At 70.2% G+C, this 20,138-nt stretch carries 20 protein-coding genes; 11 read left to right on the forward strand and 9 right to left on the reverse strand.

Translation table 11 applies throughout. The features are described from left to right. Nucleotides 1–23 precede the first annotated feature (23 nt). On the forward strand, nt 24–1,049 hold the full coding sequence (locus tag WJ16_RS15525; protein WP_069257811.1) for an XdhC family protein: 1,026 nt from the start codon (nt 24–26) through the stop codon (nt 1,047–1,049). Between the two features lie 103 nt (nt 1,050–1,152). Here the strand turns inward: WJ16_RS15525 and WJ16_RS15530 are convergent, their stop codons facing one another. The 6 genes from WJ16_RS15530 to fliE all read right to left on the reverse strand — a co-directional run bounded on the left by WJ16_RS15530 (nt 1,153) and on the right by fliE (nt 5,626). Further along, on the reverse strand, nt 1,153–1,887 hold the full coding sequence (locus WJ16_RS15530; protein WP_069257812.1) for a PepSY-associated TM helix domain-containing protein: 735 nt from the start codon (nt 1,885–1,887) through the stop codon (nt 1,153–1,155). Nucleotides 1,888–2,156: 269 nt separating this feature from the next. Continuing rightward, on the reverse strand, nt 2,157–2,474 hold the full coding sequence (locus WJ16_RS15535; protein ID WP_006477526.1) for an EscU/YscU/HrcU family type III secretion system export apparatus switch protein: 318 nt from the start codon (nt 2,472–2,474) through the stop codon (nt 2,157–2,159). Next, complete coding sequence (fliK, locus tag WJ16_RS15540; protein ID WP_069257813.1) at nt 2,471–3,832, reverse strand: flagellar hook-length control protein FliK; 1,362 nt, start codon at nt 3,830–3,832, stop codon at nt 2,471–2,473. The genes WJ16_RS15535 and fliK overlap by 4 nt, the downstream gene beginning before the upstream one ends. Before the next feature lie 436 nt (nt 3,833–4,268). Next, on the reverse strand, nt 4,269–4,601 hold the full coding sequence (locus WJ16_RS15545) for a flagellar protein FliT (protein WP_069257814.1): 333 nt from the start codon (nt 4,599–4,601) through the stop codon (nt 4,269–4,271). Further along, nucleotides 4,598–5,032, reverse strand: a complete 435-nt coding sequence (gene fliS, locus WJ16_RS15550) for a flagellar export chaperone FliS (RefSeq protein ID WP_069257815.1) — start codon at nt 5,030–5,032, stop codon at nt 4,598–4,600. Before fliS ends, WJ16_RS15545 begins: the two co-directional genes overlap by 4 nt. Before the next feature lie 249 nt (nt 5,033–5,281). After that, on the reverse strand, nt 5,282–5,626 hold the full coding sequence (gene fliE, locus WJ16_RS15555) for a flagellar hook-basal body complex protein FliE (RefSeq protein ID WP_069257816.1): 345 nt from the start codon (nt 5,624–5,626) through the stop codon (nt 5,282–5,284). 249 nt (nt 5,627–5,875) lie between these two features. Between fliE and fliF the strand changes: the two genes are divergently transcribed. The 6 genes from fliF to WJ16_RS15585 are packed head-to-tail and all read left to right on the forward strand — an operon-like array spanning nt 5,876 to nt 12,701. Beyond that, nucleotides 5,876–7,639 carry a flagellar basal-body MS-ring/collar protein FliF gene (gene fliF, locus WJ16_RS15560; RefSeq protein WP_069257817.1) on the forward strand — a complete coding sequence of 588 codons (1,764 nt, stop codon included), beginning with the start codon at nt 5,876–5,878 and terminating at the stop codon, nt 7,637–7,639. Next, nucleotides 7,629–8,624: a flagellar motor switch protein FliG gene (gene fliG / locus WJ16_RS15565; protein WP_069257818.1), complete on the forward strand. Its 996-nt coding sequence runs from the start codon at nt 7,629–7,631 to the stop codon at nt 8,622–8,624. The genes fliF and fliG overlap by 11 nt, the downstream gene beginning before the upstream one ends. Then, nucleotides 8,617–9,300, forward strand: coding sequence for a flagellar assembly protein FliH (fliH, locus tag WJ16_RS15570; RefSeq protein WP_069257819.1), 684 nt, complete (start codon nt 8,617–8,619; stop codon nt 9,298–9,300). Before fliG ends, fliH begins: the two co-directional genes overlap by 8 nt. After that, on the forward strand, nt 9,294–10,841 hold the full coding sequence (fliI, locus tag WJ16_RS15575) for a flagellar protein export ATPase FliI (protein WP_069257820.1): 1,548 nt from the start codon (nt 9,294–9,296) through the stop codon (nt 10,839–10,841). The genes fliH and fliI overlap by 7 nt, the downstream gene beginning before the upstream one ends. A gap of 5 nt (nt 10,842–10,846) precedes the next feature. Then, entirely contained in the window at nt 10,847–11,305 is a 459-nt protein-coding gene (gene fliJ / locus WJ16_RS15580; RefSeq protein WP_069257821.1) for a flagellar export protein FliJ, read from the forward strand. A gap of 31 nt (nt 11,306–11,336) precedes the next feature. Further along, a complete protein-coding gene (locus WJ16_RS15585; RefSeq protein WP_069257822.1) occupies nt 11,337–12,701 on the forward strand; it encodes a flagellar hook-length control protein FliK in 1,365 nt (454 codons plus the stop codon). A 27-nt stretch (nt 12,702–12,728) separates the two neighbouring features. Here the strand turns inward: WJ16_RS15585 and WJ16_RS15590 are convergent, their stop codons facing one another. Beyond that, entirely contained in the window at nt 12,729–14,369 is a 1,641-nt protein-coding gene (locus WJ16_RS15590) for a GMC family oxidoreductase (RefSeq protein ID WP_069257823.1), read from the reverse strand. 216 nt (nt 14,370–14,585) lie between these two features. On the opposite strand from WJ16_RS15590, the gene WJ16_RS34825 reads away from it, so the two are divergent. Together WJ16_RS34825 and WJ16_RS15595 are read left to right on the forward strand one after the other, a co-directional pair. Continuing rightward, the gene (locus tag WJ16_RS34825; protein ID WP_157126767.1) at nt 14,586–15,059 is read left to right on the forward strand and encodes a hypothetical protein; all 474 of its coding nucleotides are present in this window, start codon (nt 14,586–14,588) and stop codon (nt 15,057–15,059) included. 39 nt (nt 15,060–15,098) lie between these two features. Beyond that, entirely contained in the window at nt 15,099–16,541 is a 1,443-nt protein-coding gene (locus WJ16_RS15595; protein WP_069257824.1) for a coniferyl aldehyde dehydrogenase, read from the forward strand. Nucleotides 16,542–16,611: 70 nt separating this feature from the next. Here WJ16_RS15595 and WJ16_RS15600 read toward each other — a convergent pair whose 3' ends face one another. Together WJ16_RS15600 and WJ16_RS15605 are read right to left on the reverse strand one after the other, a co-directional pair. Next, a complete protein-coding gene (locus tag WJ16_RS15600; protein WP_157126768.1) occupies nt 16,612–17,634 on the reverse strand; it encodes a serine/threonine protein kinase in 1,023 nt (340 codons plus the stop codon). Nucleotides 17,635–17,692: 58 nt separating this feature from the next. Continuing rightward, the gene (locus WJ16_RS15605) at nt 17,693–17,905 is read right to left on the reverse strand and encodes a hypothetical protein (RefSeq protein WP_004198969.1); all 213 of its coding nucleotides are present in this window, start codon (nt 17,903–17,905) and stop codon (nt 17,693–17,695) included. A gap of 788 nt (nt 17,906–18,693) precedes the next feature. On the opposite strand from WJ16_RS15605, the gene WJ16_RS15610 reads away from it, so the two are divergent. Beyond that, nucleotides 18,694–19,575 (forward strand): DMT family transporter, encoded by an 882-nt coding sequence (locus tag WJ16_RS15610; RefSeq protein ID WP_069258094.1) that lies wholly within the window; start codon nt 18,694–18,696, stop codon nt 19,573–19,575. 303 nt (nt 19,576–19,878) lie between these two features. Beyond that, nucleotides 19,879–20,064, forward strand: coding sequence for a hypothetical protein (locus WJ16_RS15615; protein ID WP_011353526.1), 186 nt, complete (start codon nt 19,879–19,881; stop codon nt 20,062–20,064). The last annotated feature ends 74 nt before the right edge of the window (nt 20,065–20,138 follow it).

Raw genomic sequence — 20,138 nt, forward strand, 5'->3', positions numbered from 1 at the left:
CGCCCGGCAACAGGAAGAAGATGATGGAAAGCGTCGATCTCGATGTATTGAAATCCAGCGCGCGCTGGCTCGAAGAAGGCCGCCGCGTGCTGCTCGTGACGGTCGTGAAGACGTGGGGCTCGTCGCCGCGCCCCGAAGGCGCGATGCTCGCGGTGCGAGAGGACGGGCTCGTGGTCGGCTCCGTGTCCGGCGGATGCATCGAGGACGACCTGATCGCCCGCGTGCACGCGAGCGGCATCGCGGCCGATGCGCGCCCGGAAGCGCTCAAGTACGGCGTGACGGCCGAGGAAGCGCACCGCTTCGGGCTGCCTTGCGGCGGCACGATCCAGCTCGTGCTCGAACCGCTCACGCGCGACAGCGGGATTGCCGCGCTGTGCGCGGAAGTCGAGGCCGGCCGCCTCGTCACGCGCACGATGACGCTCGCGACGGGCCGTGCGTCGCTGTCGCCCGCGCAGGCGGCCGACGGACTCGCGTTCGACGGCGAGCGGCTCGTGACGATCCACGGGCCGCGCTACCGGATGCTCGTGATCGGCGCCGGCCAGTTGTCGCGCTATCTGTGCCAGATCGCGGTCGGGCTCGACTACCAGGTGACGGTGTGCGATCCGCGCGACGAATACACGGATGCGTGGGACGTGCCGGGCACGCGCGTCGTGCACACGATGCCCGACGATACGGTGCTCGACATGAAGCTCGACGCGCGTTCGGCCGTGATCGCGCTCACCCACGATCCGAAGCTCGACGATCTCGCGCTGATGGAAGCGCTGAAGACGCCCGCGTTCTACGTGGGCGCGCTCGGCTCGCGGCGCAACAACGCGGCACGACGCGAGCGGCTGCGCGAATTCGATCTGAACGAAGCGGAACTGGCCCGGCTGCACGGGCCGGCCGGCATCTACATCGGCAGCAGGACGCCGCCGGAAATCGCGATCTCGATCCTCGCCGAGATCACCGCCGCGAAGAACAACGTGTCGCTGCCGACGATCCTGCAGGTCGAGGGCGCGAAGGCCGCGCGCGAGATCGCCGCGAACAGCGGCGCGGCCTGCGGGCTCTGAGCCGCACCCGCGCGGGGGGCGCCCGGTCTGCGGGCGCCACGCGCAAAGCGGGCGATGCCGACCGGCCGCCGCGCGCCGGCGTGAAGCCGGCGCGAGGCGTCGATCAGGTCAACCCGGCGGCGAGCGCCGCGGCGACCGAACCGACCACCAGCACGACGCCGACCGTCCGGCGCTTGTTCAGCTCGGTCCACAGCAGCACGCCGGTCAGCGACAGCAGGATCAGCGAACCCGCGATCGTGTCCATCAGCAGCACCCAGCCGAGATTCATCCCGACGCCGCGATGCAGGTTGTTCAGCGTCGTCAGGAACGTGTTGCCCGTGCGCTTCACCGCGACGTAGCCGTTGCCGACCCAGTATTCGGCCTGCAGGTTCTGGTGCGGGCCGAACAGGCCCATCTGCCAGTGTTCCGGCTGCATCACGCGCTTGTCGCCCCACGCGACGGGCTGCGCGGGCTCCTTGCGCACGCGGCCCGGCTTGCCGTCGAAATGGAGTTCGTGCTGCAGCCATTTCGTCATCGCGGCGGGCGTCTTCGGCGCCGGGTCCGGCAACGCGATCTGCATCTCCTCGACCTGCGGCTCGCCGGTCGAAATCTTCAGCGGCGGCGCGCGGTGATTGAGCAGCACGCCCGTCACGCCGAACAGCAGCCCGAGCATCGCGCCCCACAGCCCGACCCAGCCATGCACCTTGCGCAGCCACTTGATGAAGGTCGCGCGGCGCGAACGCTGGCGGCGCGCGGCCAGTTCGTCGTCGCTCAGCGGGCGGGCCGCCGGGTGCAGCACGGTGACGCCCGCGCGGGCAATACCCGCATCGGGCGGATTGATCGTTTCGGGCGCGTTCACGCGAGAGGTTCCATTCGTTCAAAACAACGGGCGGCACGCAGGGAATGCGCGCCGCCCGGCAACATGAAAATGAGAATGGATATCATTACATAAATCAATCGGCGGCTCAATCCGCCGGCTTACGCAGCGGCAGGCACGATCAGCGGAGAAATTCGGACGAAATGCGCAGGTTGCGGAACGATGCCGACCGATGAACGGGAAATGCCGACGAAATACCGTTGCAAGACAAGGACAGCATTTCGTAAGAAGTCGCGCGTTGCCGGCGCCGCTCAGCGCAGCGGCGGCAACGGAAAGCGCGGTGCGGCGTCGTCCGGCGCGGGCTCGGTGCGGTCGAGCGCGTACAGCCACGCGAGCAGATCCGCGACCGCCTGGTAAAGCTGCGGCGGAATCCGGTCGTCGAGGTCGACCTGCATCAGCAGCGACACCATCTCCGGCGCCGTATGCACGTACAACCCCGCATCGTGCGCGCGCGCGACGATCATCTCGGCGAGTACGCCATACCCCTTCGCGACCACGCGCGGCGCCGCATCGCCGCCTTTCGGATCGTAGACGAGCGCGGCCGCGCGCTTGCGGGACGTCATGCTCATTGCAGCGCCTCGTCGTCGGTGTCCCGCGCATGCGTCGCCGGGCCGCCGGCCGGGGCCGCACCGCGCGCATACGCGGCAGCGGCCGCCTGCGCAGCAAACAGGTCGAAGCTATCCGGGCCGTCGTCGACCGCGCGGATAGACAGCCCGCCCACCCGCAGCCCCGACACCTCGAGCCGCTGTCGCAACGCCGCCTCGTGCCGCGTGAGGCGCTCGGCGCCCGTCTGGTTCGCCCGCAGGCGCGCGACGAGCTGCGTGCCGTTCAGCACCAGGTCCGCGTCGACCGTGCCGAGCGACGGCAACGTCAACGTGAGACGCGTGCGCCACGCGATGCCGTCGCCTGCACCGTCGTCGCCGCGCGGCGCGCGGCTGCCCGGATCGTCGGGCTCGATCGTCCAGTCGAGCCGGGCGCCGGGCCACGCCTCGCCCGTCCAGCGGAACTGGTCGGTCGCGAGCGCGTCGAGCTGCTGCCTGACGAGCGGCACGGCGGCCGGGTGCACGGGCGCGAGCGTCTGCGCCGGCGTATCCGGCGCGGCGGCGGCCGGTTCGGCCCGCGCGGGCGTCCAGCGCGGATCGGAACGCTCGCCGAGCAGATCGGCCGTATCGGGCGGTAGCGACGCGCCCTGCCGTGCGCCTGCCGGCAACGCCTGCGCGGGGTCGCGGGTCGGCGCGCCGCCCTGGGCCGGCGTACCCGGCTGCGCGGTGGCGCGCGCGCCCGCCGGCAGCGGCGGACGCTGCGCGAGCAGTTCGTCGAGCACGTCGGTCGCGCCGTGCTGCGCGGCCTCCGGGTCGGCCGGCGCGAGCGCGGCCGCGAGGCGCGCCTGCGGCTCGCGCAGCAGCGCCGCGAGCGGACGCTGGCCGGCCAGCCACTGCGCCAGATGGGATTCGTAGAAGAGGCCGCTTTCGCTCACGGCCTGCGCGAGCGCCGCGCGCAGCGCCGCGACCGGCAACGCGGCGGCCGCTTCACGCGCCGCCGCCGCGGACGACGCCGCAGCGGACGCCGGCGTGGAAGGCGCCGCCGGATCGGCGGCGGCCGGCGCGCGGGCCGGCACGGCGGTGTCGGTCAGCAGCACGGTGGGATCGGCGAGCAGCGGCACGCGTCCGGCGATCGCCGGCGTCGTATCGCCGCCCGCGCGCGAGATCGCGTCGAGCACGCGCCCGACATCCGACAGCGCGGTCTGGGTGGACGCCGGCGGCGCGGCGGGCGGGCTGCCGGCCGACGGCGTGGACGACGCGCCGGTGCCCGGCGTGCCGACCTGCGAGGTCGCCCCGCCGCCGGCGGGCGCCGACACGGTGCCGGTCAGCAGGCTGTCGAGGCGGCTCGCCAGCAGCGCGGCCGCAACGGAGTCGATACCGGTCATGATCGGAGCCTGCTCATCTCAGGGTCTGTTTCCAGAGGGCCGCATAGGCGGTGCCACGAGAACGACCGCTCGCGACGACCCACGCAAGTCCTCGCGAGACGCCGCGAAGACCGACGACGTGTTTGCAAGGCGCGCAACGCGGCGAGCGGCCGTTCTCGCGAAAACGCCCAATAAAAAATCATTCCACGGGAATGCGCGCAATCGCCCGCATGGCGGCGGCGTTCGTCGCCTGTCCTCCAAGGCCACTTCGTTCGGCGCGCTTGGCTCGGCCAGACGGCGCGCGTCACGCGTTGCCTGCACTCGGCAAGGAAGTCCCCTTGGGAGACGAGCGACTTCGGGCATTCGCACGTGCATTCCATATGTAAAACAGGCCCTGCACATCGTTGCGAATCCGGGAACGGCGCGCCCCCGCGCCCGTTTCTCCGGAAAACGGGTGCTACCCGCGCGCGCGGTAGAGATCGGTCAATACCTGGGTCGAGCGCCGCGCCTCGAACAGCGCGGACAACCGCGCGACGTCGGGGCTCGCGAGATCGCGGATCGCGGCGTCGTCGGCCAGGATGCGGCGGATCAGGTCGAGCTTGCGGCCGAGATCCGATTCGTCGAGCACGACGCCGGAATCGGCTTCCTTCAGCCTGTCGACCAACTGCATGAATTCGGCCTGCAACCCCGGCAACGCGCTCCAGTCGGCGCTGCGGGCGGCGCCCAGCATCCGGCCCGACACGGCGGCGAGCGCCTCGTAACGTTCGAAGTATTCGGCCTTGCGATTCATCGTGATGCTTCCACTGCCTGTTGCGCGGCCATCCGCGCGACCTCCGGGGCGATCCCCGTCCATGCTTCCTCGAGCGTCGCGAGCAGCCGGTCGACCTCGACCAGCATCGCGTCGCTCGCCTGCGCGTTCGCTTCCAGCAGACGCCGGCCGATATACGCATACAGCGCGTCCAGCCGCTCCGCGATCTCGCCGCCCGCGTCGCGGTTCAGCGACGCCTTCAGCCCGCTCTCGACGATCCGGATCGCCTTGCCGATCGCGTCGCCCCGCGCGGATACGTTGCCCTGCTGCAAATGCATGCGCGCCAGCGCGATCGCCTGCCGCGCGCCCTGGTACAGCATCGCGATCAACCGGTGCGGGGAGGCGCCCATCACCCCTGTCTCGACGCCGACACGCGCGTAGGCACTGGCTCCAGCGTGTCCTGGGGAAAACATGCGCTTCTCCTTGTTCTGCCTTGGCTATACGGGAACCGCCGCCGTGCATCGCACGACGCGGCCTTCACCGGAGTTATCGGAAGGGATCGCGAAAGCTTTAGGCAAGCGTGCCTGCTGCCGGGCGCCGAGGCGCCGGTCCGCCGGCGAGCCCGGCGGCGCTTTGCGAATGGCCGTGGCCGGATAACGGTTCCGGGATGGGCGGGTTCGGATAGCGGCCAACCGGATAGCCGTCCCCGGATGGCCGGCCCGTCACACCGACATCTGCATGATGTCGTTGTAAGCGCTCACGAGCTTGTTGCGGACCTGGAGCCCGAACTGGAAGCCGATGTTGGCTTTCTGCATGTCGACCATCACGTCGTTGAGCGACACGTTCGGCGCGCCGACCTCGAACGCCTGCGCCTCGCCGAGCGCGTGCTGCTGGTCGCCGCTGATCTTGTCGAGCGACGCCTTCATCGCGCTCGCGAACGTGCCGGCCGTCGCCGCGCCCGAGCCGGCCAGCGCCGCCGTCGGGCTCGCGACGCCGCCGGACGCCTGCGCGGCCATCGACTGCATCTGTTGCAACACCGAACCGATTCCGCTGACGTTCGCAGCCATGCTGTCCCCAAAACCGAGAGAAGAGACCCGGACGTGCCGGGAGATCCGCCGGCGCCGCACCACGCGCGCCATGCCGGATTCCGAAAAAGGATAGCAGCGCGCCGCGCGTCAAAGCCGAGAAAGTACGGGGGAAACCCCGTTCTTTTCGGTCGATCGGAGTGCGGCCCGGGTCACGATAATCGCATCGTGTCATTGTCCGCCCGCTCGTCCGAGCGAGCTCAGTCGTCCCGCTCCGGAGAAACTCGACGCATGGATTCGCAGGCCAACTCGCTGATCAACCCAGACGCCCGCGCGGGCCTCGCCAGCCCGGCGCCCGGCGCCGCCGCGGCCGCCGCGCTGCCGGGCGCGGGTGGCGCAGGCGCAGACTTCGGGCTGGGCGGCTTCGCGGAACGCATTCCCGGCATCTCGCGGATGAAGGGCAACCCGAAGCTGCCGTTCGTGATCGCCGTCGCGTTCGCGGTCGCCGTGATCACCGCGCTCGTGCTGTGGAGCCGCGCGCCCGACTATCGCGTGCTGTACAGCAACCTGTCGGACCGCGACGGCGGCGCGATCATCGCCGCGCTCCAGCAGGCAAACGTTCCCTACAAGTTCGCCGATGCCGGCGGCGCGATCCTCGTACCGTCGAGCCAGGTGCACGAAACGCGCCTGAAGCTCGCCGCGATGGGACTGCCGAAGGGCGGCTCGGTCGGCTTCGAGCTGATGGACAACCAGAAATTCGGCATCAGCCAGTTCGCCGAGCAGATCAACTACCAGCGCGCGCTCGAAGGCGAGCTGCAGCGCACCATCGAATCGATCAACGCCGTGCGCGGTGCGCGCGTGCATCTCGCGATCCCGAAGCCGTCGGTGTTCGTGCGCGACAAGGAAGCGCCGAGCGCGTCGGTGTTCGTCGACCTCTACCCGGGCCGCGTGCTCGACGAGGGCCAGGTGCAGGCGATCACGCGGATGGTGTCGTCCGGCGTGCCCGACATGCCCGCGAAGAACGTGACGATCGTCGACCAGGACGGCAACCTGCTGACCCAGACCGCGTCGGCCTCCGGCCTCGACGCGAGCCAGCTCAAATACGTGCAGCAGGTCGAGCACAACACGCAGAAGCGCATCGACGCGATCCTCGCGCCGATCTTCGGCGCGGGCAACGCGCGCTCGCAGGTCAGCGCGGACCTCGATTTCTCGAAGATCGAGCAGACGTCGGAAAGCTACGGCCCGAACGGCACGCCGCAGCAGGCCGCGATCCGCAGCCAGCAGACCAGCAGCTCGACCGAGCTCGCGCAGGGCGGCGCGTCGGGCGTGCCGGGCGCGCTGTCGAACACGCCGCCGCAGCCTGCGTCCGCGCCGATCGTCGCCGGCAACGGCCAGAACGCGCCGCAGACCACCCCGGTGAGCGACCGCAAGGACCAGACGACCAACTACGAAGTCGACAAGACGATCCGCCATCTCGAGCAGCCGATGGGCAGCGTGAAGCGGCTGTCGGTCGCGGTCGTCGTCAACTACCAGCCGGTCGCCGACGCGAAGGGCCACGTGACGATGCAGCCGCTGCCGCCCGCGAAGCTCGCGCAGGTCGAACAGCTCGTGAAGGACGCGATGGGCTACGACGAGAAGCGCGGCGACTCGGTGAACGTCGTGAACAGCGCGTTCTCGACCGCGAGCGATCCGTACGCCGACCTGCCGTGGTGGCGCCAGCCCGACATGATCGCGATGGCGAAGGAAGCCGCGAAATGGCTCGGCATCGCGGCGGCCGCGGCGGCGCTCTACTTCATGTTCGTGCGCCCGGCGATGCGCCGCGCCTTCCCGCCGCCCGAGCCGGCCGCGCCGGCGCTCGCCGCGCCGGAAGACCCGGTCGCGCTCGACGGCCTGCCGGCGCCGGAGAAGGCCGAGGAGCCCGACGCGCTGCTGCTCGGTTTCGAGAGCGAAAAGAACCGTTACGAACGCAACCTCGACTACGCGCGCACGATCGCCCGCCAGGATCCGAAGATCGTCGCCACCGTCGTGAAGAACTGGGTGTCCGATGAACGCTGAAGGCTTGACCAAGAGCGCGCTCCTGCTGATGTCGATCGGCGAGGAAGAGGCCGCGCAGGTATTCAAGTTCCTCGCGCCGCGCGAGGTCCAGAAGATCGGCGCCGCGATGGCCGCGCTGAAGAACGTCACGCGCGAGCAGGTCGAGGACGTGCTGCAGGAGTTCGCGAAGGAAGCCGAGCAGCACACCGCGCTGTCGCTCGATTCGAGCGAGTACATCCGTTCGGTGCTGACCAAGGCGCTCGGCGAGGACAAGGCCGGCGTGCTGATCGACCGCATCCTGCAGGGCAGCGACACGAGCGGCATCGAGGGCCTGAAGTGGATGGACTCGGGCGCGGTGGCCGAACTGATCAAGAACGAGCATCCGCAGATCATCGCGACGATCCTCGTGCATCTCGACCGCGACCAGGCGTCCGAGATCGCGTCGTGCTTCACCGAGCGGCTGCGCAACGACGTGATGCTGCGGATCGCGACGCTCGACGGCATCCAGCCGGCCGCGCTGCGCGAACTCGACGACGTGCTGACGGGCCTGCTGTCCGGCAGCGACAACCTGAAGCGCAGCCCGATGGGCGGCATCCGCACCGCGGCCGAGATCCTGAACTTCATGACGAGCGTGCACGAGGAAGGCGTGCTGGAGAGCGTGCGCCAGTACGATGCCGATCTCGCGCAGAAGATCGTCGATCAGATGTTCGTGTTCGAGAACCTGCTCGACCTCGAGGATCGCGCGATCCAGATGGTGCTCAAGGAAGTCGAGTCGGAAGCGCTGATCATCGCGCTGAAGGGCGCGCCGCCCGCGCTGCGCCAGAAGTTCCTCGCGAACATGTCGCAGCGCGCGGCCGAACTGCTCGCCGAGGATCTCGACGCGCGCGGCCCGGTGCGCGTGTCCGAAGTCGAGACGCAGCAGCGCCGCATCCTGCAGATCGTGCGCAACCTGGCCGAGAGCGGCGCGATCGCGATCGGCGGCAAGGCGGAAGACGCGTATGTCTGATTCGGCGAGCGATCGCGCGGGCACCCTCACCGCGTACCAGCGGTGGGAGATGGCGTCGTTCGACCCGCCGCCGCCCCCGCCGCCGCCCGACGACGCGGCAGCGGCCGCCGCCGCGCTCGCCGCGGATCTGCAGCGCGTGCGCGACGCCGCGCACGCCGAAGGCCATGCGGCCGGCCACGCCGAAGGCCACGCGCTCGGCTACCAGGCCGGTTTCGAGCAGGGCCGCGAACAGGGTTTCGAGGCCGGCCGGGCCGACGCGCGCGAACAGGCCGCGCAGCTCGCGGCGCTCGCCGCGTCGTTCCGCGAGGCCGTGTCGAGCGTCGAACACGATCTGGCCGCCGACCTCGCGCAACTCGCGCTCGACATCGCGCAGCAGGTCGTGCGCCAGCACGTGAAGCACGACCCGGCCGCGCTGGTGGCCGCCGTGCGCGACGTGCTCGCGGCCGAACCCGCGCTGTCCGGGGCGCCGCATCTCGCGGTGAATCCGGCCGACCTGCCCGTCGTCGAAGCGTATCTGCAGGACGATCTCGATGCGCTCGGCTGGAACGTGCGCACCGACGCGTCGATCGAGCGCGGCGGCTGCCGCGCGCACGCCGCGACCGGCGAGGTCGACGCGACGCTGCCCACCCGCTGGCAGCGCGTCGCCGCCGCGATCGGCAAGGTGAGCACGTGGTGACGCCCACGCCCGATTCGCTCGCGCACGACGGCATGACGCCGCTCGAGCGCGAACTCGCGCTCGCGTCGTTCGGCCCGGACGCCGCGCGCGACAGCGCACGAGACCCGCGCCGGCACGCCGCCGCGGCAGCGGCCGACGGCGCCGCGCCGCGCGCGCCGCACAATCCGCATCTCGCGCACTGGCGCACCCACCTGAACGGGCTCGCCGCACGCAGCCACCGCGCGCTGCCGCTGCGGCCGTGCGGGCGCCTGACGCGCGCAGCCGGCCTCGTGCTCGAGGCGATCGGGCTGCGCCTGTCGGTCGGCGCCGAATGCACGATCGAACTGCCGCCCGGCAGCACGTTGTCGCACGCGGAAGCCGAAGTCGTCGGCTTCGCCGGCGATCGCCTGTTCCTGATGCCGACCACCGACGTCGCCGGCGTGCTGCCCGGCGCGCGCGTGTGGCCGCGCGAAAGCGCGCCCGTCACCGATCCGCTCGCGGGCGCCAAGCGCCTGCCGGTCGGCTGGGAAATGCTCGGGCGCGTCGTCGACGCGTCGGGGCGCCCGCTCGACGGCCTCGGCCCGCTCGCGTCGAAGGTCGACGCGCCGCTGTCGGCGCCGTCGATCAACCCGCTCGAGCGCGAACCGATCCACCACGTGCTCGACGTCGGTGTGCGCGCGATCAACGCGCTGCTCACCGTCGGCCGCGGGCAGCGGATGGGCCTGTTCGCGGGCTCCGGCGTCGGCAAGTCGGTACTGCTCGGCACGATGGCGCGCTACACGAGCGCGGAAGTGATCGTGATCGGGCTGATCGGCGAGCGCGGCCGTGAAGTGAAGGAATTCATCGAACAGATTCTCGGCGAGGACGGGCTCGCGCGCTCGGTCGTCGTCGCGGCGCCGGCCGACGTGTCGCCGCTGCTGCGGATGCAGGGCGCCGCGTACGCGACGTCGCTCGCCGAGTATTTCCGCGACCAGGGCAAGCACGTGCTGCTGCTGATGGATTCGCTGACACGCTATGCGATGGCGCAGCGCGAGATCGCGCTGGCGATCGGCGAGCCGCCCGCGACGAAGGGCTACCCGCCGTCGGTGTTCGCGAAGCTGCCCGCGCTCGTCGAGCGCACCGGCAACGGGCCCGAAGGCGGCGGCTCGATCACCGCGTTCTACACGGTGCTGACCGAAGGCGACGACCAGCAGGACCCGATCGCCGATTCGGCGCGCGCGATCCTCGACGGCCACATCGTGCTGTCGCGCGCGCTCGCCGAGGCCGGCCACTATCCGGCGATCGACATCGAGGCGTCGATCAGCCGCGCGATGACCGCGCTGATCGACGAAACGCATCTCGACCACGTCCGGCAGTTCAAGCAGATGCTGTCGCGCTACCAGCGCAATCGCGACCTGATCGCGGTCGGCGCGTACGCGCCCGGCCGCGACGCGCAGCTCGACCGCGCGATCGCGCTCTATCCGCGCATCGAGGCGTTCCTGCAGCAGGGCTTTCGCGAATGCGCGCCGTTCGCGTCGAGCCTCGCCGGGCTCGATGCGCTGTTCGACGCTTACGGAGGCTGACCCCGATGGCACACGGCTTTCCGCTTCAGTTGCTGCTCGATCGCGCGCAGGAGGATCTCGATTCCGCCGCGAAGCAGCTCGGCACCGCGCAGCGCGAGCGCACCGCGGCCGCCGAGCAGCTCGACGCGCTGCTGCGCTACCGCGACGAATACCACGCGCGCTTCTCGCAATCCGCGCAGCACGGGATGCCGGCCGGCAACTGGCGCAATTTCCAGGCATTCATCGACACGCTCGACGCCGCGATCGCGCAGCAGCGCAGCGTGCTGGCCGCGGCGGAGGTCCGCATCGACGAAGCCCGCCCGAACTGGCAACAGAAGAAACGCACCGTCGGCTCGTTCGAAATCCTGCAGGCGCGCGGCGCCGCGCAGGATGCGATGCGCGACGCCCGGCGCGAACAGCGCGACGCCGACGAACACGCCGCGAAGATCCTGCGCATGCGGGCCGACGCGGCCCGTTCGTCGTAACCGACCACCGCATTCGAACGAGAGAATCGCCATGCCTCCCCTGCCCCTGCTCGGCGCGCTGCTCGACACCGCCGGCACCGCACTCAAGGCCGCCCGCGGCGCGGCTGCGTCCGGCGCCGCCGGCAACGATGCCGCGACCGCCACGGCCGCCGTCCCGTTCGCGCAGACGCTGAAGCAAAGCGTCGCCACGCGTCACGACGCGTCGAACTCCGGCGTGCCGGATGCGTCGCCGAAACAGGCTGCGTCGAAGCCGGCCGCCGGCACGAAGCCGTCCGCGGCCGATGACAGCGACGCGAACGACGATACGACCGCGAACGCCGCCACCAACCCCGACGCCGCCGCGCTCGCGGCCGCCGCGGCGTTGCAGGCGCAACTACAGGCGCGCACGGACAACGCGACGCCGGCCGATGCAACGGCCGCCGCCGCGCAGAAAACGGCCGTGTCCGGCCAGCCCGATGCCACGGCCACGCTGGCGGATCACGCGACCGGCGACGCGAGCGCAGCCTCCCCGCCGGCCGCGCCGGCGTCGGGCCGCGATGCGCTGCAAACCGCGCTCGACAGGCTGACGGGCGGCGCGGGCGGCGCGGGCGCGATCGCGATGCCCGCGACCGGCGCGACGGCGACGGCGTCCGCACCGGCCTCCGCCGCAGCGACCGGCACCGCCGCACCGCTGACACCGAAGGCGCCGAGCTTCGACCGCACGCTCGCCGACGCGAAGGGCGCGCTTGCCACCCAGCAAACGCCGACGCCGGCCGCCGCGCAGGCGCTGCAGGCCAGCGCGAACGCGCAGTCGGGAGAACAGCACGCGCTCGCGGCAGCCGGCGCCGCGACGGACCCGGCCGCCAGCGCGACGCTCGCGGCCGGCGCGACGGCCGCTGCCGCCGCACAGGCGAACCTGCAGCTGTCGCCGGCCGCGGGGGCGATCGCCGCCGCGAACGCGCACGTGCTCGCGCCCCACGTCGGCACCCCGGACTGGACGGACGCGCTGAGCCAGAAGGTCGTGTTCCTGTCGAATGCGCACCAGCAGAGCGCCGAGCTGACGCTCAATCCGGCCGATCTCGGGCCGCTGCAGGTCGTGCTGCGCGTCGCGGACAACAACGCGCATGCGCTGTTCGTGTCGCAGCACGCCCAAGTGCGCGAAGCGGTCGAAGCCGCGCTGCCGAAGCTGCGCGAGGCGATGGAAGCGGGCGGGCTCGGGCTCGGCAGCGCGACCGTCAGCGACGGCGGCTTCGCGTCGCAGCAACAGAACCCGCAGCAAACCTTCGCCGGCGGCCAGTCGTCGTCGCGGCGCGGGAACGGCGGACAGTCAGCCGTCGAGGCACCGGCCGGCGCTGCGCAATCCGCACCGGCCGCCGCGAGCGTGAGCCGCGCCGGCCTCGTCGATACGTTTGCCTGAGCATGATCGCCGCCGTGCGCGCGCCGCTCAGCGGCCGTGCACCGCCGCGGCTGCCTCGCCGCGCGTCGCCGTGCCCTTGCGCGCGGCGACGATGAAGTCCGCCGCGCGTTCGCCGATCATCACCGACGGCGCATTCGTGTTCCCGCCGACGAGCGTCGGCATCACCGACGCATCCACCACGCGCAACCCTTCGACGCCGCGCACGCGCAGTTGCGGATCGACGACCGCGCGCGCATCCGAACCCATCCGGCAGGTGCCGACCGGGTGATAGATCGTGTCGGCATGTTCGACGATCGTCTGGCGCAGCTCCGCCTCGCTCTGGTCGGCCCGCGTGTACAGCTCGCGCCCGCCCTGCGACGCGAGCGGCGCCTGCAACAGAATCCGGCGCATCGCCTGCGTGCCGCGCACGAGCAGGTCGAGATCGCGCGCATCGCTGAAAAAGCGCGGATCGATCAGCGGCGCGTCGCGCGCATCGCCGCTCGCGAGCGCCACCGTGCCGCGACTGAACGGCCGCAGCGCGCACACGTGCAGCGAATAGCCGAAGCCCCAGTGCATCTTGCGGTTGTGGTCGTCCACGAGCGCCGTGCAGAAATGCAGTTGCAGGTCGGGGCGCTCCAGCGACGGATCGCTCTTGATGAAGCCGCCGGCCTCCGCGACGTTGCTCGTCATCATTCCGGTGCGGCTCGAGAAATAGCGCGCGAGCGCCGGCGCCATCTTCGCGAGTCCGCGCAGACACACGCCGACCAGCTCCGACGAATTCACGCGCGTATTGATGATGAAATCGATATGGTCGATCAGGTTCGCGCCGACGTCGGGCGCATCCTGCACGACCGCGATCCCGTGCCGGCGCAGTTGCTCGGCCGGGCCGATCCCCGAGCACATCAGCAGTTGCGGCGAATTGAACGCGCCGGCCGACAGGATCACTTCCGCACGCGCGTCGAGCGTCTCGACCCGCCCGTTGCGTGCAAGCGCGACGCCGACTGCGCGCTTGCCTTCGAACACCACCCGCAGCACCGTCGCATCGGTGATCACGTGCAGGTTCGGCCGGTTGCGGCCGTAGATGTACGCGCGGGCAACACTGCAGCGCGAGCCGTCGCGGTGCGTGACCTGATAGAAGCCGACGCCTTCCTGCGTCGCGCCGTTGAAATCGTCGTTCAGCGGATAGCCGGCCGCATGCGCGGCCTGGATGAATCGTTCGGAGAACGGATTGCGAAAGCGCAGATCCGACACCGACAGCGGGCCGTCCGCACCATGCCATGCATCGGCGCCGCGCACGTTGCCTTCCGCGCGGCGGAAATACGGCAGCACCTCCTGCCAGCTCCAGCCCGTCGCGCCGAGCTGCGCCCATTCGTCGTAGTCGCCCGGATGGCCGCGCGTATAGATCATCGCGTTGATCGCGCTCGAGCCGCCCATCCCGCGCCCGCGCGGCTGGTAGCCGCGCCGCCCGCCGAGGCCCGCCTGCGGCACCGTCTCGTAGCCGTAGTTCGTGCCGAGCTTGAACGGCACCAGCGCGGCGATGCCGACCGGCATGTTGACGAGCAGGTTGCGCTCCGTATGCGAGCCGGCTTCGATCAGCGCGATCGTCGCATCGGGGCAGGCATCGGCGAGACGGCCGGCCAGGCTCGAGCCGCCCGAACCGCCGCCGACGATGATGTAGTCGTATTGCATGTCACGTCTCCTTCGTGTCATGGAAGGCGCCCGGCACCGCCGCGCGACCGCGTCCCCTCTTGTAATGTTCGGGCATTGTAGGAATGGCGGTCGCGCGCGCGGCGCGCCGATTCAAGAGCGATTCCTCTAAACGCCCGCGTGAACTAAATTTAAGATGTATCGATTCGCTTTGCGCGACGTGCCGGCCACGAGAAGCCGAGCCGTCGCGAAACGGGAGTGACGACGATGCAGCGCCAGGTTCTGCAGGCCGCGTGCCGACCGGATGGTCCGGATGCGATGCGCGCAACCCGCATTTCATTTCAAACGGCTGCCTGCGCGAAGAGGCTCGACGTCGTGTGCGCAGTCGATCGAAATCGAACGGCCTGCGTCGTCGCCGACCGTTTGGACGGTTTGTTGCTGCAGCGGCGAAGTGCGCTGCGGCACGATTCGGCGGACTCGTCGCGCCGCCCTGCTTCGGTGCCCCGGCAGGCGCGCGCGACACCGCACCGCGTGCCGGTTGGCCATCGTCTCGCGCGACATGCCCGCACGTGTCGGCCGGGTTGGCGGATGCGCACACCGTCGCGCGGATGCGACGCCCGTTGCACGCTTCAACCGGTTTTCGAGCACCCGTCGCAGCCGGCCTCGCGCCGCGCGACACGCACCACCCCGATCCGCGTCGCCGCGCTCGCCGAGCGTGCGCGTGCGGCGTGACGGCCGGCCGACCAGCCCGGCCCAACTGGAGGAGACGACATGAAGAACGACCTGCCCGAACTGGCCCCGCAAGCCGTGCCGTCGGCCGACGCGCTGACGGCGCTGCTGCGCGACCAGCGTGCGGCGTACCTGCGGGCGCCGTACCCGGCGTGGGACACGCGGGCCCAGCACCTGCGTGCGCTGCGCACGATGCTGATCGACAACACGGACGCACTCGCCGAAGCGATCAGCGCCGATTTCGGTCATCGCTCGAAGCAGGAAGTACTGCTGTCGGAAATCTGGATGGCGAAGGAAGAGATCGACGACGCACTCCGGCACGGCAAGCGCTGGATGAAACCGGTCCGCAAGCCGATGAACAAGTGGCTGCACCCGGCGCGCGCGAAGGTGATGCCGCAGCCGCTCGGCGTGGTCGGCATCGTCGTGCCGTGGAACTACCCGGTGCTGCTCGCGGCCGGCCCGCTGATCTGCGCGCTCGCCGCCGGCAACCGCGCGATCATCAAGATGTCCGAACTGACGCCGCGCACGTCGGCGCTGTTCGAGCAGCTCATCGGCAAGACCTTCGCGCGCGACCACGTCGCGGTCGTGAACGGCGATGCGGAAGTCGGCGCCGCGTTCAGCGCGCTGCCGTTCGATCATCTGCTGTTTACCGGCTCGACGCACGTCGGCCGCCACGTGATGCGCGCGGCCGCCGACAACCTCACGCCCGTCACGCTCGAACTCGGCGGCAAGTCGCCGGCGATCGTCGGCCCGAACGCGCGCTTCGATGCGGCCGTCGACGCGATCGTCACCGGCAAGACGCTGAACGCGGGCCAGACCTGCATCGCGCCCGACTACGTGCTGCTGCCGCGCGGGATGGAAGCCGCGTTCATCGAGCGCGCGCGGGCACGCTTCGCGAAGATGTATCCGGACCTGTCGACCAACGGCGACTACACGACGATCGTATCGCCGCGCCACTACGCACGGCTGCAGCAGCTCGCGAGCGACGCGCAGGCGGCCGGCGCGCAACTGCATCCGCTGTCCGACGCGCAATCGGACCCCGCGTCGCGCCGCTTCGTGCCGTGCGCGGTCACGCAGGTGCCGGCCGCGTCGCAACTGATGCAGGAGGAGATCTTCGGGCCGCTGCTGCCGCTCGTGCCGTACGAACGGCTCGACGAGGCGATCGCATATGTGAATGCGCGCCCACGTCCGCTCGCGCTGTACCTGTTCGACGAGGACGGCGGCACGGTCGAGCGCGTGATGCGCGAAACGATCTCGGGCGGTGTGACGGTAAACGATGCACTGCTGCACATCGCGTGCGGCAGCTTGCCGTTCGGCGGCGTCGGTGCGAGCGGGATGGGCGCGTATCACGGCTACGACGGCTTCGTGACGTTCTCGAAGATGAAGCCGGTGCTCACGCAGGCACGCCTGAATACGCGCGGGCTGATCGCGCCGCCTTATGGCAAGCGCTTCGCCGCCGTGATCAAGATGATGCTGAAGTTCTGAGCGAAACGGGCCGCGGATTCGCAGCGGCCCGCGCTGAACCTGTCGCGCGGCGAAGCTGCCGCGCGCGCCGTCACACGGGCCAGAGCGGCCCTTCCTGCATCGCGCCGATCTGCTCGCGCAACTCGAGCACGCGCGCTTCCCAGTAACGATGCGTGTTGAACCACGGGAACGCGGCCGGAAATGCGGGATCGTCCCAGCGCCGCGCGAGCCAGGCCGCGTAGTGGATCAGCCGCAGCGTGCGCAGCGCTTCGACGAGATGCAGCTCGCGCGGCTCGAATTCGCAGAAATCCTCGTAGCCGGCCAGCAGGTCGGCCAGCGCACGCGACGCGCCTTCGCGATCGCCAGGCAGCAGCAGCCACAGATCCTGGATCGCGGGCGCCATCCGGCTGTCGTCGAAATCGACGAAGTGCGGGCCGGCATCGGTCCACAGCACGTTGCTCGGATGACAGTCGCCGTGCGTGCGCAGCAGGCGGATGTCGCCCGCCCGCTCGAACGCGGCCTCCACGCCTTCGAGCGCGAGCGTGACCGCCGTCTCGTACGCGGGCCTTACGTCATCCGGAATGAAATCGTGCGCGAGCAGGTAGTCGCGCGGCTCGTAGCCGAACGTCGTGATATCGAGCACCGGGCGCGCGGCATACGGCTCGGTCGCGCCGACCGCATGGATCCGGCCGATGAAGCGGCCCAGCCATTCGAGCGTGTCGCTGCGATCGAGGTCGGGCGCGCGGCCGCCGCGCCGCTCGAAAATCGAGAAGCGGAAACCGTCGAACGTGTGCAGCGTGCGGCCGTCGAATGCGCGCGCGGGCACCGCCGGAATCTCGCGCGCGGCGAGTTCGGCGACGAACGCGTGCTCTTCGAGGATCGCTTCGTCCGACCAGCGTGCCGGACGATAGAACTTCGCGACGACCGGCGGGCCGTCTTCGATGCCCACCTGGTACACGCGGTTTTCGTAGCTGTTGAGCGCGAGCAGACGCCCGTCGGTGCGCAGCCCGGCCGGCATCAGCATGCTGTCGAGCGCGTCGAGCACGCATTCGGGCGTGAGTCCGGCGAACGGCGGGCCGGCGGGAGAAGCGGGAGCGGAAGTGGCGTCTTTCATGCCCCGCATTGTGCCGCCTGCGGGGCCGAAAGACGAGCGCCGACTGCGGCGTGTGCGTTCAGTGAAGCGCCGCGCCGGCCGGCAGCACGGATTCGCCGGTGTCGATCAGGTCCTCGAGAAAGAACGGCTCGGTGTTGAGTTCCTTCGACTCGCCCGGTACGCCCGCGTACCAGGTCACCATGGCCATGTCGCCCAGGATGCGCTGGACGATGCCGCGCGCGCCCTTCGGCACCGCGATATGGGTAGTGCAGACAATCGACCCGACATGCATGATGGTTCCCCACTCTTGAATCTTGAAACCCGGCTCGCTGGCGAGCCGGCAAATGCACGATCCGCGCGCTCTCGTCGGAGCGTTGCGCGTGATCCCATTGTTCACGGTTTATCGAAGCGCGAAAAGAAGAAGAAGCGGGCGAAGTGCCGCGAATTCGTCGAATGTCTCCAATCAACCACTGCGCCGGGCCGGCGCTTGCCCGCCCGGTTACCCCCATCATACCCTGTCGAATGTGTCCGTCCGCCGAATCCGCGGCATCACTGCGGCGCGCATGTGGCGGGCGCCGCTCACGCGTCGCGGGTGGGCACGCGGGTCGCGGCAACATGTCGCGTGATCGCGGCACCCGCTCGATGCGGCATCCTCATCGCCTTCGCGTGCGTTGAACGCGGCCGGCACGGCGCGCGGTCGCGCGCACCCGCCCTTCGTTCGTCATACGATGCCGCCGACGAATGTTGCGTACGATGCCGGCCTTGCGGTACCTTTGATGCTCATTCGCGTTCAAGCGCATTCCGCCACGATGCATCCGCTCACGTCCGCCCTCGCAAGATCCCGGCCGCAGTTCGACTCGCGGCCGCAGGCGTGCGTGCATCCGTCGGTCCTGCCTCCTCCTGTCGCACCGCCGCTCGTCGGCGCCGCGCCGCCCCCTCCGGCGGCACGCGCCGGCTGACCGGCCGGCTTTTCGTTCCGTCTTCCATTCGCCCGTCGGCCTGCATGCGTGCGTCGTGACGCACCGCGTGCCGCTGCGCGCGCGGATGGAACGTTCCGATCCGTTCGACAGGTGGATTCACATGGTTTCGTTCAAACGCGCGCTCGCCGCGCATGGCGCTACGTCGCTCTTCGTGCTGCTGTGGAGCAGCGGCGCGATCTTCGCTGAACTCGGTCTGCGTCACGCGTCCGCGTTCGCCTTTCTCACCGCACGCTTCGCCGTTGCCTCGCTCGTGCTGCTCGGGCTGGCCCTGGTGCGCAAACGCTGGCTGCCGCCGCGTGGCGAGCGGCGCATGGCCGCGCTCACCGGCCTGCTGATGATGGGCGGCTATTCGATCTTCTACCTGCTCGCGCTCGAACGCGGGATCGCGCCGGGCGTGCTCGCGACGATCCTCGGCGTGCAGCCGATCCTCACGCTCGCGCTCGTCGAGCGGCGCTGGCAGCCGGTGCGCATCGCGGGGCTCGCGCTGTCGCTGGCCGGCCTCGCGCTCGTCGTGTTCCGCGGCGCAGGGGACGGCGGCCTGACGCCGGCGGGCATCGCGTGCGCGCTCACCGCGCTCGTCGCGCTGACCGCCGGCTCGCTGCTGCAAAAGCGCGTACGCGCGGCGCCCGCCGACGTGCTGCCGTTGCAGAATGCGATCGGTCTCGCGCTGTGCGTGGCGATCGCGCCGTTCCGGCCGCTGTCGTTCGACCTGAGCTGGGCGTTCGCGATCCCGCTGCTGTGGCTCGGCATCGTGATTTCGGTGATCGCGCAACTGCTGTTCTACCGGTTGATGCAGCGCGGCGATCTCGTCAACGTGACGAGCCTGTTCTATCTCGTGCCCGTCGTCACCACGCTGATGGATGCCGTGTGGCTCGGCAACCGGCCCGAACCGCTCGCGCTCGCCGGCATGGGGGCGATCATCGCGGGGCTCGCGCTGGTGTTCCGCGCGCCGGCCGCCCGCGCGCAACCCGACCGCGCATGAGCGGGCGTGCCGCCGCGCCTGCGCGTGCGGCGGCACGCATCGGACATATACGACGAATTCGCACCAGTCGAAAGGCACGGGAAAGATACGCGCAAGGCATTCGTCGACCTGGCGGTGAAAATGCGGGATTTCGCGGGGCTTTCCGCTGATTTTTAATGGTTCGGATAGCGAAAAGCGCTGCCGGTTGCCTATACTCGAATTGACCGGCCCGCTCGCGATCGGGTCGGACCCACACTAGAAATACCCGGCATGGGGCCGGAGTAAGCGCTGAAGCGCCCACTCCGGCCGACACTGGAGACACGCATGACGACCTACTTCACGATCGGCGACTTCATCCTGTTGATTCCGATGGCGCTGGCCGGAGCGCTATTTCTCGGCGCGGTGCCGTGCGCAACCGAATTCCGTCACAACCTGCTGCGCGTACTGGGCGTGATCCTCGGCGTCGGCGTCGCGGTCTTGCTCGTCGAAGGCCTGCCTGCGCTGATCTAGCCGCGCAACCCGTGCGCGACGCGCATCGCTTGCATCGAAGCGATGCGCGGGTCTGCGTGCAAGCCGTCGATACG

It is taken from the genome of Burkholderia metallica (assembly GCF_001718555.1).
Taxonomy (GTDB): Bacteria; Pseudomonadota; Gammaproteobacteria; order Burkholderiales; family Burkholderiaceae; genus Burkholderia; species Burkholderia metallica.

Excerpts from the sequence above, each read along its gene's own strand:
- WJ16_RS15525 (WP_069257811.1), top strand. The coding sequence starts at position 24 with ATGGAAAGCGTCGATCTCGATGTATTGAAATCCAGCGCGCGCTGGCTC.
- WJ16_RS15535 (WP_006477526.1), bottom strand. The coding sequence starts at position 2,474 with ATGAGCATGACGTCCCGCAAGCGCGCGGCCGCGCTCGTCTACGATCCG.
- fliK (WP_069257813.1), bottom strand. The coding sequence starts at position 3,832 with ATGACCGGTATCGACTCCGTTGCGGCCGCGCTGCTGGCGAGCCGCCTC.
- WJ16_RS15545 (WP_069257814.1), bottom strand. The coding sequence starts at position 4,601 with ATGAATCGCAAGGCCGAATACTTCGAACGTTACGAGGCGCTCGCCGCC.
- fliS (WP_069257815.1), bottom strand. The coding sequence starts at position 5,032 with ATGTTTTCCCCAGGACACGCTGGAGCCAGTGCCTACGCGCGTGTCGGC.
- fliE (WP_069257816.1), bottom strand. The coding sequence starts at position 5,626 with ATGGCTGCGAACGTCAGCGGAATCGGTTCGGTGTTGCAACAGATGCAG.
- fliF (WP_069257817.1), top strand. The coding sequence starts at position 5,876 with ATGGATTCGCAGGCCAACTCGCTGATCAACCCAGACGCCCGCGCGGGC.
- fliG (WP_069257818.1), top strand. The coding sequence starts at position 7,629 with ATGAACGCTGAAGGCTTGACCAAGAGCGCGCTCCTGCTGATGTCGATC.
- fliH (WP_069257819.1), top strand. The coding sequence starts at position 8,617 with ATGTCTGATTCGGCGAGCGATCGCGCGGGCACCCTCACCGCGTACCAG.
- fliJ (WP_069257821.1), top strand. The coding sequence starts at position 10,847 with ATGGCACACGGCTTTCCGCTTCAGTTGCTGCTCGATCGCGCGCAGGAG.
- WJ16_RS15585 (WP_069257822.1), top strand. The coding sequence starts at position 11,337 with ATGCCTCCCCTGCCCCTGCTCGGCGCGCTGCTCGACACCGCCGGCACC.
- WJ16_RS15590 (WP_069257823.1), bottom strand. The coding sequence starts at position 14,369 with ATGCAATACGACTACATCATCGTCGGCGGCGGTTCGGGCGGCTCGAGC.
- WJ16_RS15595 (WP_069257824.1), top strand. The coding sequence starts at position 15,099 with ATGAAGAACGACCTGCCCGAACTGGCCCCGCAAGCCGTGCCGTCGGCC.
- WJ16_RS15600 (WP_157126768.1), bottom strand. The coding sequence starts at position 17,634 with ATGAAAGACGCCACTTCCGCTCCCGCTTCTCCCGCCGGCCCGCCGTTC.
- WJ16_RS15605 (WP_004198969.1), bottom strand. The coding sequence starts at position 17,905 with ATGCATGTCGGGTCGATTGTCTGCACTACCCATATCGCGGTGCCGAAG.
- WJ16_RS15610 (WP_069258094.1), top strand. The coding sequence starts at position 18,694 with ATGGTTTCGTTCAAACGCGCGCTCGCCGCGCATGGCGCTACGTCGCTC.
- WJ16_RS15615 (WP_011353526.1), top strand. The coding sequence starts at position 19,879 with ATGACGACCTACTTCACGATCGGCGACTTCATCCTGTTGATTCCGATG.